We start from the raw sequence: 13,514 nt of genomic DNA, 5'->3' as shown, positions 1-13,514 counted from the left end.
GGTTCACCCAGCCATGACGTACGACTCCCTCGTCAACCGCGGCGACTACTTCTCCGCGCACTACCTGGCCGAGGTCCTCCCCAAGGATCTCAAGGCGGGTCTCCTGGCGACCTGGAAGGAGCGCGAGGAGGCCGCCCGCGACACCGAGAGCGCGGCGGACGCGCTGCCGGTGACTCCCCGCGTGGGCCTGCGCGAGCTGCGCCGCCCGTACTTCCGGGCACGGGCCTTCTTCGCGGAGGTGGCGGCCGAGCCGGACGACGCGAGGACGTACGACGCGCCGGACTGGCGGGAGCGGGCCACGGAGCTGAACGCGTCGGTGCTGCGCGCCCTCGGCTACGACGCCAAGCCGCAGACCGTGACGGTGGAGCGGGCGGACCATGCGTACGAGGTGCGGGTCGCCCACGCCGAGCCCGGCCTGATGGCGCTGGACTGCGGGTGGGCGGCGGAGCCCGACGCGGCGCTGGAGCCGGACGGGGCGGGCCGGTTGTTGCACCGGGTCCAGCTGGAGGGGTCCGCGGAGCTGACGACGGGCTCGAAGCTGGCGTCGTTCCTGTTCGCGAGCGAGGACGCGCCGCGCTACGTGCTGCTGCTGGTCGGCGGGGTCGTCATCCTGGCCGACCGGGCGGTGTGGGGCGAGGGACGCTACCTCGCGGCCTCCCTGGACGCGGCGCTGGAACGCAACGACGCACGCGTCGGCGGCGAACTCGACACGCTGGCGGCCCTGTTCGGCGCGGACTCCCTGCGGACACCGGAGGAGGGCGGCGAGAACCCCCTTTCCGGCCTCGTCGACAAGTCCACCAGGCACGCGGTGGGCGTCTCGTCGGACCTGCGCGACGGTCTGCGGCTGTCGGTGGAGCTGATCGCGAACGAGGTCCTGGAACGACTGCGGACGGCGGGCCTACGCCCGCAGGACGTCAAGGAACTCCCGGAACTGTCACGGCAGTTGACGCGGGAGTCACTGCGCTATCTGTACCGGATCCTGTTCCTGCTGTACGCGGAGGCACGGCCGGAGCTGGGCATTCTGCCGTCGGACTACCCGGAGTACCACCAGGGGTACGGGCTCGGGCGGCTGGGCGAGCTGGTGGCGGAACGGGACCTTGTCGGCGAGAAGGCCCGCGAGGGCTTCTACCTCTACGAGTCACTGGATCTGCTCTTCCGGAAGGTGCAGGAGGGATACCGCTCGCGGCGCACCCACGGCGAGGGGGCGCCCACGTCGGAGGACATCGGGCTGCGCTTCGAGCCCCTCCACTCCAAGCTGTTCGAGCCGGATTCCATCCAGCTGATCGGCGCCCGCTCGGTGGCCGACCCCCGCTTCGACGAGGACGAGATCGGCGAAGCCCGGTACGTCGACACGCGCCTGCGCAACGCCACCCTGTACCGAGTGCTGCGGCTGCTGATGCTCACGCGCGGCAGGAAGGGCGAGCGCGGCGGCTTCATCTCGTACGCCCAGCTCGGCATCAACCAACTGGGCGCCGTGTACGAGGGGTTGATGTCGTACTCGGGCTTCGTGGCGAGCGAGGAGCTGTACGAAGTCGCGAAGGGCGGCGACCCGAAGGACGGCTCGTGGCTGGTGCCGGCCTCACGGGCCGACGAGTACGCCGACTCCGTCTTCGTACGGCGACGGGACGAGGAGACGGGTGCGGACGTACGGGTCCGGTATCGGCCGGGGTCGTTCGTGTACCGCCTGTCCGGGCGGGACCGGCAGACATCGGCCTCGTACTACACACCGGAGTCACTGACCAAGGTGACGGTGCAGCTGGCGTTGCAGCACCGGCTGGACCAGGACGGTTCAGTGACTCCGGCGATGGAGTTGCTGAAGTGGAAGATCTGCGAACCGGCGCTCGGTTCGGGCGCGTTCCTCAACGAGGCCATCAATCAGGTGGCGGCCGAGTATCTGCGGCGACGGCAGGACGAGTTGGGCGTCGCCATCGACACGGAGACGTACGCGGTCGAGTTGCAGAAGGCCAAGGCGTATGTCGCGCTGCACAACTCGTACGGCGTGGACCTGAATTCGACGGCTGTGGAGCTGGCGGAGGTCTCGCTGTGGCTCAACACGATGCATCCGGGGATGGAAGCGCCGTGGTTTGGGCTTCATCTGCGGCGGGGCAACTCGCTGATCGGTGGGCGGCGGGAGGTGTATTCGGCGGAGAGGTTGAAGAAGGGCGGCTGGTTGGGAGCCACGCCTGAGCGCTTCCCGCTGACGGAGGCGGAAGGGGGTCTGCCGGAGGGGGCCGTGCATCACTTCCTGCTGCCCGCGAAGGAGTGGGGCGCGGTCGCCGCCGAGAAGGAGGCCAGGGCGCTGGCGCCGGAGGAGGCGAAGGCGCTGGCCGCTTGGCGGAAGGCGATCACCAAGTCCCCGTCGAAGAAGCAGACGGAGCGGTTGCAGGGGCTGGCTCGGCGGGCCGAGTACCTGTGGGGGCTTGTCGTACGGCGCCTGGAGATCTCCGAGCGGGACATCTCGCGGCGGATCGATGTGTGGGGGGCGGAGGCCGGGTCGCTGCGGGCGCCTGAGGTGGCGGTGCGGCGGGAGAAGGTACTGGCGGATCTTGAGGCGGTGGACACGCCGTACTGGCGGTTGAAGACGCTGATGGACGCGTGGTGCGCGTTGTGGTTCTGGCCGGTGCGGGGGGCTGCGCTGCTGGACGGGACGGATGGGGTGTACCGGCGGGTTGCTGAGTTGGTGGAGGGGGGTGAGGAGGAGTCGGAGACTTCGGATGACGGTGTGTTGATGGCCTGGGAGGCGGACGCGCTGCCTGGGTTCGGGGCCGATGCGAAGCAGTTGAGTCTGACTCGGGATGCGGTGGAGCGGCGGCGGGTCGGTCGGCGGCAGGAGCAGGTGAAGGAGCGGCGCCGGGGGGTTGTTCCGCTGGCGGAGCTGGATGACTGGCTGGAGTTCGCGGAGTCGCTGCTGGGGAAGCAGGGGGTGCCGGCGGATTCGTTGGTTTCTGAGTTCGAGCGGCTTGATGAGCTTGAGCCGTATGAGGATGCGCTGCCGGATTTGATGGGCATGGATGGGGCTCTTCGGCTGGAGGAGCGGTATCCGTGGGCTGCGGTGGCGAAGGATGTGGCGGGGCAGCAGGGGTTCTTTCATTGGGAGTTGGAGTTCGCGCAGGTGTTTGCGCGGGGTGGGTTTGATTTGCAGGTGGGGAATCCTCCTTGGGTGAGGCCGCAGTGGCAGGAGGACCTAATTCTGGCGGAGTTGGAACCGTGGTTTTCGCTGGCCGAAAAGCCAAGTGCAGGTGAATGGCGGCTTCGCAAGGAGGAAGTGCTGGGAGCGGGTGCCGACAGCCAGGCTTTCCTCCTCGATGAGCTGGCCGCCCTTGCTGGTGCCGTCGCCGTGCTGGGCAGCCAAGTGATGTATCCGCTACTAATCGGTACTCAGGGAGATCTCTATCGGGGCTTCATGGCTCGGGTGTGGCAGCAGATCGCGCCGCAGGGCAGCGCGGGCATGATCCATCCGGACACACACTTCGGCGGCATCCGCGAGGGTGCCATCCGGGCCGCCACGTACCGGCATCTCCGTGTCCACGCGCACTTTGTGAACTCGGCGAACTGGGCATTCGACGACCTCAACCGTTCTGCAGAATTCGGGATGCACATCTACGGCCCGCCCCAGGATCCTGATTTCCTGCATGTCAGCGAGCTGCGCGGCATCGATGTCCTGCCAGATTCGCTGACCCACAATGGGCTAGGCGCGACCCCCGGCATCAAGCACAACGGCTCGTGGGACATAAGGCCACACCGCGACCGCGTCGTCCATGTAGACACTGCGCGGCTGGCCAGTTGGCAGGCATTGACGGGCTCGACGGGCGGACCAGCACAGACCCCTCTGCTGTACCCGGTCCTCGTTGGCGAGCAAGGGGCGATCGAGGCGCTGGCCGCCCATCGCAACAGCCTGGCCGATTACCACCCGAAGATCTCAAGCGGATACCACGAAACCAATGCGCAGAAGGACGGGTTCATCCGCTGGGGCAACCAGGCTGTCTCCAACCTCGCGGACGTCGTACTCCAAGGATCACACTTCGCATGCGCTCTGCCCTTCTCGAAGGAGCCGAGGATCCCCTGCCGGAGCAACAGAGACTGGGATTTGCTCACTCCTACGGAGTTGCCTGAGGCTTACGCCCCTGTAACCAATTACGTGCGGGCCGCTGACGAAGCGACGTACTTGGCGGCCCAGGACTCTTGGTTCGGCAAGCCCTCAAGCTCGTTTTTTCGACTTGCCTGGCGCAAGATGATCCCCTTCGATAGCAGCCGTTGCCTGCATGTTGCCCTCCTCCCGCCCGGACCTGCGCACACCAACGCCGTCTACAGCATGGCCACGACGGACAATCGACTAATCGCTCTAACAGCCGGTTTCTGGTCCGCGCTTCCGCTCGACTACATGCTCCGTATCACAGGCAAAGCCAACCTTCACCCAGCAGATGCCGCAGTAATGCCCGCTCCAGACCCAAAGCACCCACTCGCCCCCGCACTACTGCTCCGTGCCCTCCGCCTGAACGCCCTCACCTCGCACTACGCCCCTCTTTGGGCAGAGTTGTTCGACCCCCGCTGGGCAGGCTACGAAGACTGGGCGAACCCCAACTGGCCGCGCCTAAAGCCCCTCGCCGCCAGCCTCAAGCCGACCTGGGAGTACACCACCCCCCTCCGCACCGAACACGAACGCCGGGCCGCCCTCGTCGAACTCGACGCCCTCGTCGCCGTATGGCTCGGCATCACCGCCGACCAGCTCGCCGCGATCTTCAAGTCCCGCTACCCGCAGCTCTACGACTACGAGTCGGCGACCTACTTCGACGCCAACGGCCGCAAGATCGCCGCCGACTTCAACACGTACGGCCACGGCCAGACCAAGCAGGACTACCTCGACCTGATGGCCCACCTGGAAGACCCGGAGCACACCCCGCCCCCGGCCGGCTACTATGCCCCCTTCTACAAGGCCGACCGCGAAACCGAAATGCGGGCCGCCCACGCCCACTTCCAGGCCCGCCTGGACGCCGAGATCGCGGCCGGCCGCTGGTCATGAACGCCAGTGCCTCGCGACCGTTCGTAAACGATCACGAGGCACTGTGAGGTCGTGCTGCACGCTACACGGGGTGCCGAGCGGCGAACCCGACGAACTCGGCCCAGGCCTCCGGCGTAAGGCTCACCATGACCCCCGCCTTGTCCTTTGTGTCACGTACGTGCGTGGCGCCAAACCAGGAGGCGACCTCGACGCATTCGCCACCGTTACCGGCGCTGTAACTGCTCTTGAACCAAGCCAGATCGGGAATGCCCGACTCAGCCTCTGCCCCGCTCATCTCGCTCCCAACAACTTCTCGATCAACGCGAGCGATTCTGCCGGAGTGAGCGCCTGCGCTCGGAGACTCCCGTACGCAGCCTCAATCTCCCGGACCTTCCCACGCTCGGTGTGGACGCGGCTGTCACCTTGGACCTCCGTGTAGGCGATCCTCCGCCCATCCTTCATCTCCATCAAGGTGAACGGGCCAGCCAGTCCTGCATGTTCCACGCGGACGAGCGGCATCACCTGAATCTCGACGTTCCGGCGCTCCCCAACCAGCAGGAAGTGCTCCAACTGACCGCGCCAGACAGCCTCCCCGCCGAGCGGACGGTGTAGCACCGCCTCCTCGATCACGTAGCTCAGGTGCGGCGCCGGGCGCCGGGAGAAGATCTCCTGGCGCGCCAGTCGTGCGGCCACTCGCTGCTCGATGATCTCTTCGTCCAGCAGTGGCCGCCACATGGTGAACACAGCCCGTGCGTACTCCTCCGTCTGCAACAACCCTGGGGCAGCCTGGTTGGCGTACACGTGCACTTCGAGCGCCTCGGCCTCCAACTTCGCCGCATCCCGAAAGAACGCCGGATACTGAGCCCGAGCCACATCCTCCTTCCCCGCCCTCAACACTCCACCGGCATCCAGCACTTCATCGGCCCGGTCGATGAACTTCGGCGGCGGAATGCGCCTCCCCTGCTCAAAGGAGGCAATCGTCGCGGCCGAGTACCCCGTCAGAGCCCCGAGCTCCGCCCGGTCCATCCCCGTCCGCTCCCGGAACAGCTTCAGCTGCCGCCGCCACACATGCAGGATGCCCGCCCCGAACTCGTACTCCTGCTCACCCTCCGCCTGCTGCTCCTCCACCCCGACACCTCCCGTACGCACCACCGCCGAGCACAACCAACGCGCCACCCTGGGCCCCGGTCACGCCGCCAGCCACGTACAACCGCACACAGACCGCGTACAACCGGTGACCGTCAGCGCATCACGCCTGTTCAACGCTACGCACAGACACAACCGTTGACAGCATGAAGCCAGCAACTCCCCCACAAAGGCGCAAATTCGCGATGCGGTTCACCTCGACGCCACGCGGCGCGCGCCTCGCCCGCCGGCTCGTCTCGCACCGCCTGAACGAGTGGGGCCACCCCTACACCTCACCCACAAACGAATCCGTCACCCTCATCGCCGCCGAGCTGACCGCGAACGCGGTCCGCCACGGCCACGTCCCCGGACGGGACTTCCACCTCAGCGTCATCGAGACAGCGACCGGCGGCGGCTTCCGTGTCGAGGTCACGGACACGCGCACCGAGAAGCTGCCCGCCCCCGGAACACCACCCCCCGACGGCGAGTCGGGCCGCGGCCTCCTCCTCGTGGACGCTCTCGCGAACGTCTGGGGTGTCGACCCTCGCCCGACGGGTCCCGGCAAGACCGTATGGGCCGAGTTCCACGTTCCGTCAGGGCGCGGAATTCCTGGCCGAGTTGGCGGACTCGGGGGAAATTGAGGATCTTCGGCGGATATCCTTACCCGGCACTTCACCGCCCGCGACCGGCTGTCGGCCGGTGGCCCCCGCCCGGATTGGCCCGCCGCTTGAACAGCCGATTTCTGCGCCTGACCGTGGAGAACTTCCGCACCCTCACGCGGATGGATCTCCCCTTGGGCCCCCTCACCGTCCTGGTCGGCCCCAACGCGGTGGGCAAGTCGAACGTCCTCAGGGTCTTCGAGTTCCTCGCCGACGTGGCCCGCGCCGGCATCGAACCCACGGTGGAGGCACGCGGCGGCTACGAAGAAATCGCCCACCGGGGCGGGAACCACACCCGCTCAGGGCTCCGGATCGGCCTGGAAGGTATCTGGAGCCCGCACGCCTCGGAGTCGACCCCCGACGAGTACAGCCTGAGTCTGCTGCGCCGTCGGGTGCCCGGGGAGGACAGGGGCCGTTACCACTTCTCTCGCCGTGAGGGCTTCGTCCTGCACACAGAAGCCGCCGAGACCAGGATCGAGCTCCGCCCCACCACGGCCGAGATCGTCAGCGCGGTCGCAGGCGAACAGCCGCCCCGACCGCCGAAGGTCGACCCCATGGCCACCGGCCTGCGGGGAGAACTCCCCTTGCCCGAAGGCGCCCCCTCCGCCACGGCGATTCGAGGGCTCGCCCAGCACCTCACCGAAATCCGCGTCTTCGACGCCGACGTACGAGCCGCCCGGCGGCCTGCGGCCGTGGGCCTGCCGGGCCAGCTGCTCGCCGACGATGCGTCCAATCTCGTGGACTTCCTCCTGAAACTCCGGGAAGAGCCGGACGCGTGGGCGGCCCTCCTGGAGGACGTCACCACGTTGGTGCCCTCCATCGAGGACATCGACATACAACTGGTCCCCGGCACCAGCGGACGGGCCACCGTCCAGCTCAAGGAACGCAATCTGCGCGGCCGTACCAGCCTCGCCGACGCCTCCTTCGGCACCGTACGCATGCTGTGCCTGTTCGCCCTCCTCCACGACCCGCACCCACCGGTGATGACGTGCATCGAGGAGATCGACCACGGCCTGCACCCGCACGCCCTGGAACTCCTCGCCGAGCGACTCCGCGAGGCGAGCGAACGCACCCAGCTTCTCGTCACCACCCACGCCCCGGTGCTCGTGGACCAGCTCGAACCGGAGGAGATCGTCATCTGCGAGCGCGATGCGAAGGGGGCCTCCCACATCCCGGCCACCAGCACGGAACGAATCCGCGAGGTCGTCGACGCGTCCGAAGGACTGCCGCTGGGCGAGCTGTGGTTCTCCGGGGCGCTGGGCGGGGGGCTGTAGTGGCGGGCAAGAAGCAGGCAAGCGGTGGCCAGGGCAAACCGGTGATCGTGATAGCCGGGGAGGGACAGCACGACAGGGACGTTCTGCGGCATCTGCTTCCCGTTCTGTGTCGCTGGCCCGCTGCCCGTCGACCGAAGATCATCGAAGTGAAGACGCCCATGCGGCTGAAGAAGGCGGAGAACCAGCTGGCGCCGCGTCTGGAACGGCTGCACCAGCTCGCCAAGGGTCAGGCCACGCGCCTCCAGGCCCAGCTCGCCGGCATCGTCGTGCACGTCGACCTCGACGGTGTCATCGACGAGGCATACGAGAACCGTCGCAAGCAGCTCTCGACCGAGCTCCAGAAGGCCTTCGGCTGCGACACGGCCCTCGCCCTCGCCGCCGACGAGATGGAGGCCTGGCTGATGCTGTTCCCCGAAGCGTTCACCAAGCTCAACTCGACATGGAAGCTCACACAGCAGGACCGTCGAAGAAACCTTGGAACCATCTCCGGCGGCTCCAAGGAACTCCTCAAGAGCCGCCTCACCCGACCGCCGTACCTGGAGAGCCACGCCCCCAAAGTGATCGAGAAGGCCGTCGCATACGGCTACGTGGCCTCCTGCGACAGCAGCCGCAACCGCTCCTACGCCGACTTCACGGCCGACCTCGAGCAGTGGCGTTGATGCGGTGTTGTTCAACGGCCTCCGCCCGCCACAGGAGGTCGTCGGCGGCGGGCGGAGACATCGTCTCCTGGGGTCAGGAGCCGGGCTTGTCGGTCGAAGAGGACTCCTTGCCCTTCCCGTTCGGCTGGTGGGTGAAGACGGCCAGGTGCCACACCCCCTTCTCCCGTGTCACGGTGAAGGTGTCGCGCAGGGACTTGCCCGCCTTGCCCTCGGCGAGGAGGCGGGCCGACCCGGTGTCAGGCCCCATGTCGTGGTCGATCTGGACGTCCTTGATCTTCCATTCGCGCCCGCCCCGGTCCGCGAGGATCTGCGCGGCCTCCTTTCGCGACCAGCTCTCGTCCTTGACGCCGCCGACCGTGATCAGACCGGTGGCGCTGCGGGAGTTGAGGGCGTCCACGTAGGCCTCGACGGCGTGACGTGCCCCGTCGGACGACGCCGAGTGGGAGGGCTCGGCCTTGCTGTCGTCATGGGTCGAGCAGCCGGTGGCGACGGCCAGGGCGGCCAGCACGGCCAAGAGTCGTCGACGTTCCACAGCGCGCTCCTTGTTCATCTGCGGGTTCTCCTGTGGGGGTGGCAGCCTGTCAGGTGCGGTGTGCGTACCACCAGGCACGAGGGTGGTCGGACAGGAGCTTGCGCAGGCTTTTGTTGTGGGTGTCGCCGGTGTGGTAGGTCAGGTACGGCGTGCCCTGGTACTTCTTCGTGACGATCATCGAGTGGTCGATGTTGTTGTTGCGGGTCCAGTCGGCCTGGAGCACGTCGGACTTGGCCAACTGCCATACATTGCCGAGGATCTTGGTTCTCTTCGCATGCTTCTTCGCGAACCAGTACCAGTTCTCGGCGCCCGCCCAGGTGTAGCTGGTGAAGACCTTCGCCGGCCCGTAGAACCAGTACTTGTTGCTGGTCCGCTGGATGAGGGCGCCGCCCTTGGGGCCCCATCCGCCGGCCAGCATCGCCTGGGAGATGAAGTTCGTGCAGTCGTTGCCGTAGGTCCGGTACGCGTCGTTGTGGTGGTCCCAGTACCTGTCGGCGTAGGCCACCATCTTGTTGTAGCTGTAGGCGGCCGAGACTCCCGACTTGACGGTGTCGGCCGCGCCGTTGTCGGGCAGCGGGGTGGTGTCGGCCGCGTCGTCCTTGCCGCCCTCGTCCTCGTCCGGTGCGCCGCCCCCGTCGTCGGCGGTGGACTCGGCGTCCGCGTCGGCCACCTGCGTCGTCGGAGTCGCCCCGCCCTCGGTATCGGCCTTGTCCGACGACAGCAGCCACGCGCCGTCGGAGCCCTGGGTGAACTTCACGGTGTGCGGGAGGGACAGCTCCTCGTACTCCGGCGCGCCCTCCTCGACCTGCTGGGGCGTGAACGGCAGCCGGAGGCGGGTGTGTTCGGTCAGCCGAAGCGTCGCCGTCCCGCCGTCGACGGTCGTGTCGTCGACCTTCACGTCGACCTGCGCCTGCGTGTAACCGCCGTCGACCTCCTTGTACCGCCTGCCCTTCTCGGCGAGCGCGGCGAGGTCGTCCCGTGTCCGGGCGGCCATGGCCCCAGTTGCCCGGACGTGGGCGAGCGCGGCCCGAGCCGTGGGCGGAGACGTCGTCAGCATGTCGGCCCGCTGTTGCAGATAGCCCTCGGCGAGCCCGGCCAGGGCCGTGGTGTCGGCGCTCGCCGAGGCCGGCTCGGCGGCGAAAGCGGGCTGGGCGCCGACGGGTATACCGACGAGCGCGATAGTCGCTGCGGCTGTGGCCGCGACGACGCGTCTGTGGTGCGCGATGCGCATGGAACCCCCTGTGATCACGGGCTGACTGGTCGGATCAGCCCGAGTGTCAAGAGATCCCATGCGAACGTCGCGTTGCTTTGTGGCGGTTTCTTGATCTCGGAATGTCTGGTTCCTAGCACCTGAACTGCCACGGCCGGGAAGTGCGGATAGGCATCAAGTAGCGCGTACCCAGGACTGGTTCAGCCGCTACCAGGACAATGCCTCGACCGAGGAAGCGGCGATTTCCAGGTGGAGGTCGGTGCCGACTCCTGAGCGCGTTACGTCATCTGACAAACCTCGAAGCCGAGCAGGCGAGCCTCTTGGACCAGGTGCTCGCCGGCCCACTCATCAGCGCGGCAGAACTGACCCGAAGGGGTGTTCTAGAGCCACCGGCCCACACCTCCTCCCCCCGTCCCGCCGCCCCTGCCGAGGAGATGCTGCCTGGTATGGCGGACGCGGACGGCCTGGAAACCCCGCCGGTGAGCCCTCTTCAGCCTGCCTCGGAACGGCCGGCGGATCCCGTCGATCCCTCCCGGGTGCGGGGCCGCCCACGCCGAGGTTCCCATCGCCACGAACCCAGATGAATGGCATGAGCATTCCAGACACTACGGCCATGTTAGGAATCGTCAGCGGAGCCGCCAGGCGCAGCCCTCGCACAGCGCCTCACGGCAGCCAGCGGTGGGCCTGTTCGCGAGTGACGCGCGCGGCGTCGACGTACCAGAGGCATCAACGGCGGGGACTTCAACGGCAACAACTTCGCGACTCGCCACCCCCGCGAGCCTGTATTTGCACCTACGTCGCCACCATCTAGTCAAGCCTCACAACTCACTTGCCGCACCGGCAGTTGACTGCATAGCATCGCGTTCACTATCGCGAATCGATGTTTGTTCCGGTGCAACGGGGGCCTGGCATGACGTTGGTGATGGCGGTGGCGGCCGTCTGGGGTGTGCTGCAACTGTTCGCCGTTTCCTGGCCGACCCGTTCGGTGCACCTGTCGACTGTGCTGCTGGCGCTCGCGGTGGGGGTGTACGGGTGCGGCGTGGCGACCGCGCTGGTGCAGCTCGCCTACACCCGTCTCTACGCGGACCAGTCGGGGCAGTCACTGGTGACTGTGGTGAACACCACCAGCTACACGGTGGCTCCCTGGGTGGAGGAACTGATCAAGGTTTCCCCGCTGTTGCTGGCGGGACTGAGCCTGAAGGTTCGCCGTCAGTGGGGGCTGACCGACTTCGTGGTGGTGGGTGCGGCGCTGGGAGCAGGGTTCGGACTGCTGGAGGCGGTACTGCGGTTCGGCCTCGACGCGGACCGGGCGATAGCCCGCGGCGGAGGCTGGATCATCCCGGACAGCCTGTCCCCGCCCTATGTGCCGGGCCTGGGGCAGGTGTTGACGGCCTGGCTCCCGGCCCCGTTCAGTCAGCTTGAGCTAGGCGGCCCCGCCGTCACGGAGACCTTTTCTCATCTGGTGTTCACGGCCATGGCCGGCTTCGGAGTCGGGCTGCTGTGGCGCGCACGGGGCTGGGTGCGTCTGTCGTGCGTGCTCCCGGTCGCGGCTGCTGCCGCATATCACACGGTGAACAACTACGCCGTACAGAAGCCCACCAGCCAGGCCGCGCAGTGGCTTGAATCCCTGGACGGAAAAGCGTGGGCCGCGCCCCTCGTATGCCTGGCCATCGCCATGGTCGTCGACCTGCGCCAGATCCACCGCGGCAAACGCACCGTGCCGGGTGTGCTGCTTGCCAGCGAACGTGCCGACAGCGACAGCCTGGGAGCCCTGCTGCGCTACGCGGCCTGGCGTCTGCCATGGAGTCTGCTGATCGTCCTGCGCTACGTCGGGCTGCGACGCTCCTTGCTGTACGCCGCCGCGTCCGCATCGCCCGACGACACCCAGGAGCTACGACGGGTGGTCGCCGGGATCACCGCTCGGTTGGACGCGTCCGACAACCCGCACGCCTGGCAGACGCTGAACGTCCGAGCCCTGCTGAAGGCGGCCCAAAGGGCCCGCGGCACCCGGCAGCGGTGGCTCCTGGTGATCCCGTGCATCCTCGTGCTCCCCTCATTACTGTTCCTGGGCGTCGGCTCGTTCACCTCGACGGCCGGCCTCCAGAAGTTCTTCAGTACCGGTTCGGGGCCGAAGATTCTCATGGGCTTCGGCATCGCCGCGCTGGTCTGGATCGCCTACCAACTCACCACCCTGCTCCGCACGTGGCGGACAGCGTCGGCGCAGCCCGTGGGCGAACTTCTCGCGGTCCACCGCTTCCGTCTCGGCACCGCACTGGGAGCGGCCACCACTGGGACACTCCTGCTGTGGCGCGGGTTCGGGGCCGCGGGTCCTGCCGGCAGGACGATCCACACGTTCCATCTGCTCGACGCCCTGAACACCTTCCTCGTCTACCTCGGCTTCGCCCTCCTCCTGCTCTCCCTGCTCGCCCTGTTCCCTCCCGGAGGACTCGCGCTTGCCGGGGGTGGAGCGCTCGGCGCCCTCACGGCCGAAGCCGCCCTCAACGCCGGCCTCCTGGGCACGGCCGGGATCGTGCTCATGGGGTTGGGTGCCTCGGGCGGCTCCGGCGGGGACTACAACGCGTGGCCCAGGAGCAAACGCAAGGGGCGCGTGAAGCCGGAGCACCGGGCAGATGTCCGCGGTGATGAGGGCAAGAGCCTTGGTGGCAAGAGCAAGGCTCATACCATCGACGAGCATGTCGACAAGACCAGTGCCGGAATGCGCAAGCGTCTGCGTGCAAACCGTAGCCTTCGCTCGGACTCACGCTACGTTGACGTCGATTCGGCACAACGCTTCACCGACAAGACCCTCGCCACCAAAGAGAACCAGCGGAAGATAACTGCCTGGCTGGCCAACGGTGCGAGAGCACCGCTGCGACTGGAAGCAGAGTTCAACGAGAATACGGGACTCCACCTCACTCGCTACGACTTCACCCATGGGCATCCGACGAAATGGGTGAGAGGCGTTCGCGTCATTCTCAAGGCCGACCCGTCGGCGGCGTCCGGATACCGCGTCCTCACCTCGTTCCCCCAGCCCTAACACGCTTGCTTGGAGTAAC

Annotated in this window: 9 protein-coding genes; 5 read left to right on the top strand and 4 right to left on the bottom strand. The window is 67.4% G+C overall.

The window, feature by feature from the left end:
- Window positions 1–13 precede the first annotated feature (13 nt).
- A complete protein-coding gene (locus ACFU97_RS26565) occupies window positions 14–5,020 on the top strand; it encodes a class I SAM-dependent DNA methyltransferase (RefSeq protein ID WP_384261087.1) in 5,007 nt (1,668 codons plus the stop codon).
- Between the two features lie 61 nt (window positions 5,021–5,081).
- Here the strand turns inward: ACFU97_RS26565 and ACFU97_RS26560 are convergent, their stop codons facing one another.
- Window positions 5,082–5,294: a DUF397 domain-containing protein gene (locus tag ACFU97_RS26560; RefSeq protein WP_384261085.1), complete on the bottom strand. Its 213-nt coding sequence runs from the start codon at window positions 5,292–5,294 to the stop codon at window positions 5,082–5,084.
- A complete protein-coding gene (locus tag ACFU97_RS26555) occupies window positions 5,291–6,127 on the bottom strand; it encodes a helix-turn-helix domain-containing protein (protein WP_384261084.1) in 837 nt (278 codons plus the stop codon). The genes ACFU97_RS26560 and ACFU97_RS26555 overlap by 4 nt, the downstream gene beginning before the upstream one ends.
- Before the next feature lie 203 nt (window positions 6,128–6,330).
- Here ACFU97_RS26555 and ACFU97_RS26550 point away from each other — a divergent pair, with 203 nt between their 5' ends.
- The 3 genes from ACFU97_RS26550 to ACFU97_RS26540 all read left to right on the top strand — a co-directional run bounded on the left by ACFU97_RS26550 (window position 6,331) and on the right by ACFU97_RS26540 (window position 8,716).
- Window positions 6,331–6,765 carry an ATP-binding protein gene (locus ACFU97_RS26550; protein ID WP_384261081.1) on the top strand — a complete coding sequence of 145 codons (435 nt, stop codon included), beginning with the start codon at window positions 6,331–6,333 and terminating at the stop codon, window positions 6,763–6,765.
- A gap of 140 nt (window positions 6,766–6,905) precedes the next feature.
- On the top strand, window positions 6,906–8,057 hold the full coding sequence (locus ACFU97_RS26545; RefSeq protein ID WP_384261079.1) for an AAA family ATPase: 1,152 nt from the start codon (window positions 6,906–6,908) through the stop codon (window positions 8,055–8,057).
- Window positions 8,058–8,203: 146 nt separating this feature from the next.
- Window positions 8,204–8,716, top strand: coding sequence for a hypothetical protein (locus ACFU97_RS26540; RefSeq protein ID WP_384261077.1), 513 nt, complete (start codon window positions 8,204–8,206; stop codon window positions 8,714–8,716).
- Between the two features lie 73 nt (window positions 8,717–8,789).
- Here the strand turns inward: ACFU97_RS26540 and ACFU97_RS26535 are convergent, their stop codons facing one another.
- A complete protein-coding gene (locus ACFU97_RS26535) occupies window positions 8,790–9,248 on the bottom strand; it encodes a hypothetical protein (protein WP_384261074.1) in 459 nt (152 codons plus the stop codon).
- A 49-nt stretch (window positions 9,249–9,297) separates the two neighbouring features.
- Window positions 9,298–10,479, bottom strand: coding sequence for an amidase domain-containing protein (locus tag ACFU97_RS26530; protein WP_384261072.1), 1,182 nt, complete (start codon window positions 10,477–10,479; stop codon window positions 9,298–9,300).
- Between the two features lie 889 nt (window positions 10,480–11,368).
- Between ACFU97_RS26530 and ACFU97_RS26525 the strand changes: the two genes are divergently transcribed.
- Complete coding sequence (locus ACFU97_RS26525) at window positions 11,369–13,495, top strand: RNase A-like domain-containing protein (protein WP_384261069.1); 2,127 nt, start codon at window positions 11,369–11,371, stop codon at window positions 13,493–13,495.
- Window positions 13,496–13,514: the final 19 nt, after the last annotated feature.

Source organism: Streptomyces sp. NPDC057616, from assembly GCF_042800575.1.
GTDB lineage: Bacteria > Actinomycetota > Actinomycetes > Streptomycetales > Streptomycetaceae > Streptomyces.
The sequence above is the reverse complement of the archived record's forward strand: the minus strand, read 5'-3'. Positions and strand labels throughout refer to the sequence as shown.

Bases quoted from the DNA above. Each gene is read 5' to 3' on its own strand.
- ACFU97_RS26565 (WP_384261087.1), top strand. From the start codon at position 14: ATGACGTACGACTCCCTCGTCAACCGCGGCGACTACTTCTCCGCGCAC.
- ACFU97_RS26560 (WP_384261085.1), bottom strand. From the start codon at position 5,294: ATGAGCGGGGCAGAGGCTGAGTCGGGCATTCCCGATCTGGCTTGGTTC.
- ACFU97_RS26550 (WP_384261081.1), top strand. From the start codon at position 6,331: ATGCGGTTCACCTCGACGCCACGCGGCGCGCGCCTCGCCCGCCGGCTC.
- ACFU97_RS26545 (WP_384261079.1), top strand. From the start codon at position 6,906: ATGGATCTCCCCTTGGGCCCCCTCACCGTCCTGGTCGGCCCCAACGCG.
- ACFU97_RS26530 (WP_384261072.1), bottom strand. From the start codon at position 10,479: ATGCGCATCGCGCACCACAGACGCGTCGTCGCGGCCACAGCCGCAGCG.
- ACFU97_RS26525 (WP_384261069.1), top strand. From the start codon at position 11,369: ATGACGTTGGTGATGGCGGTGGCGGCCGTCTGGGGTGTGCTGCAACTG.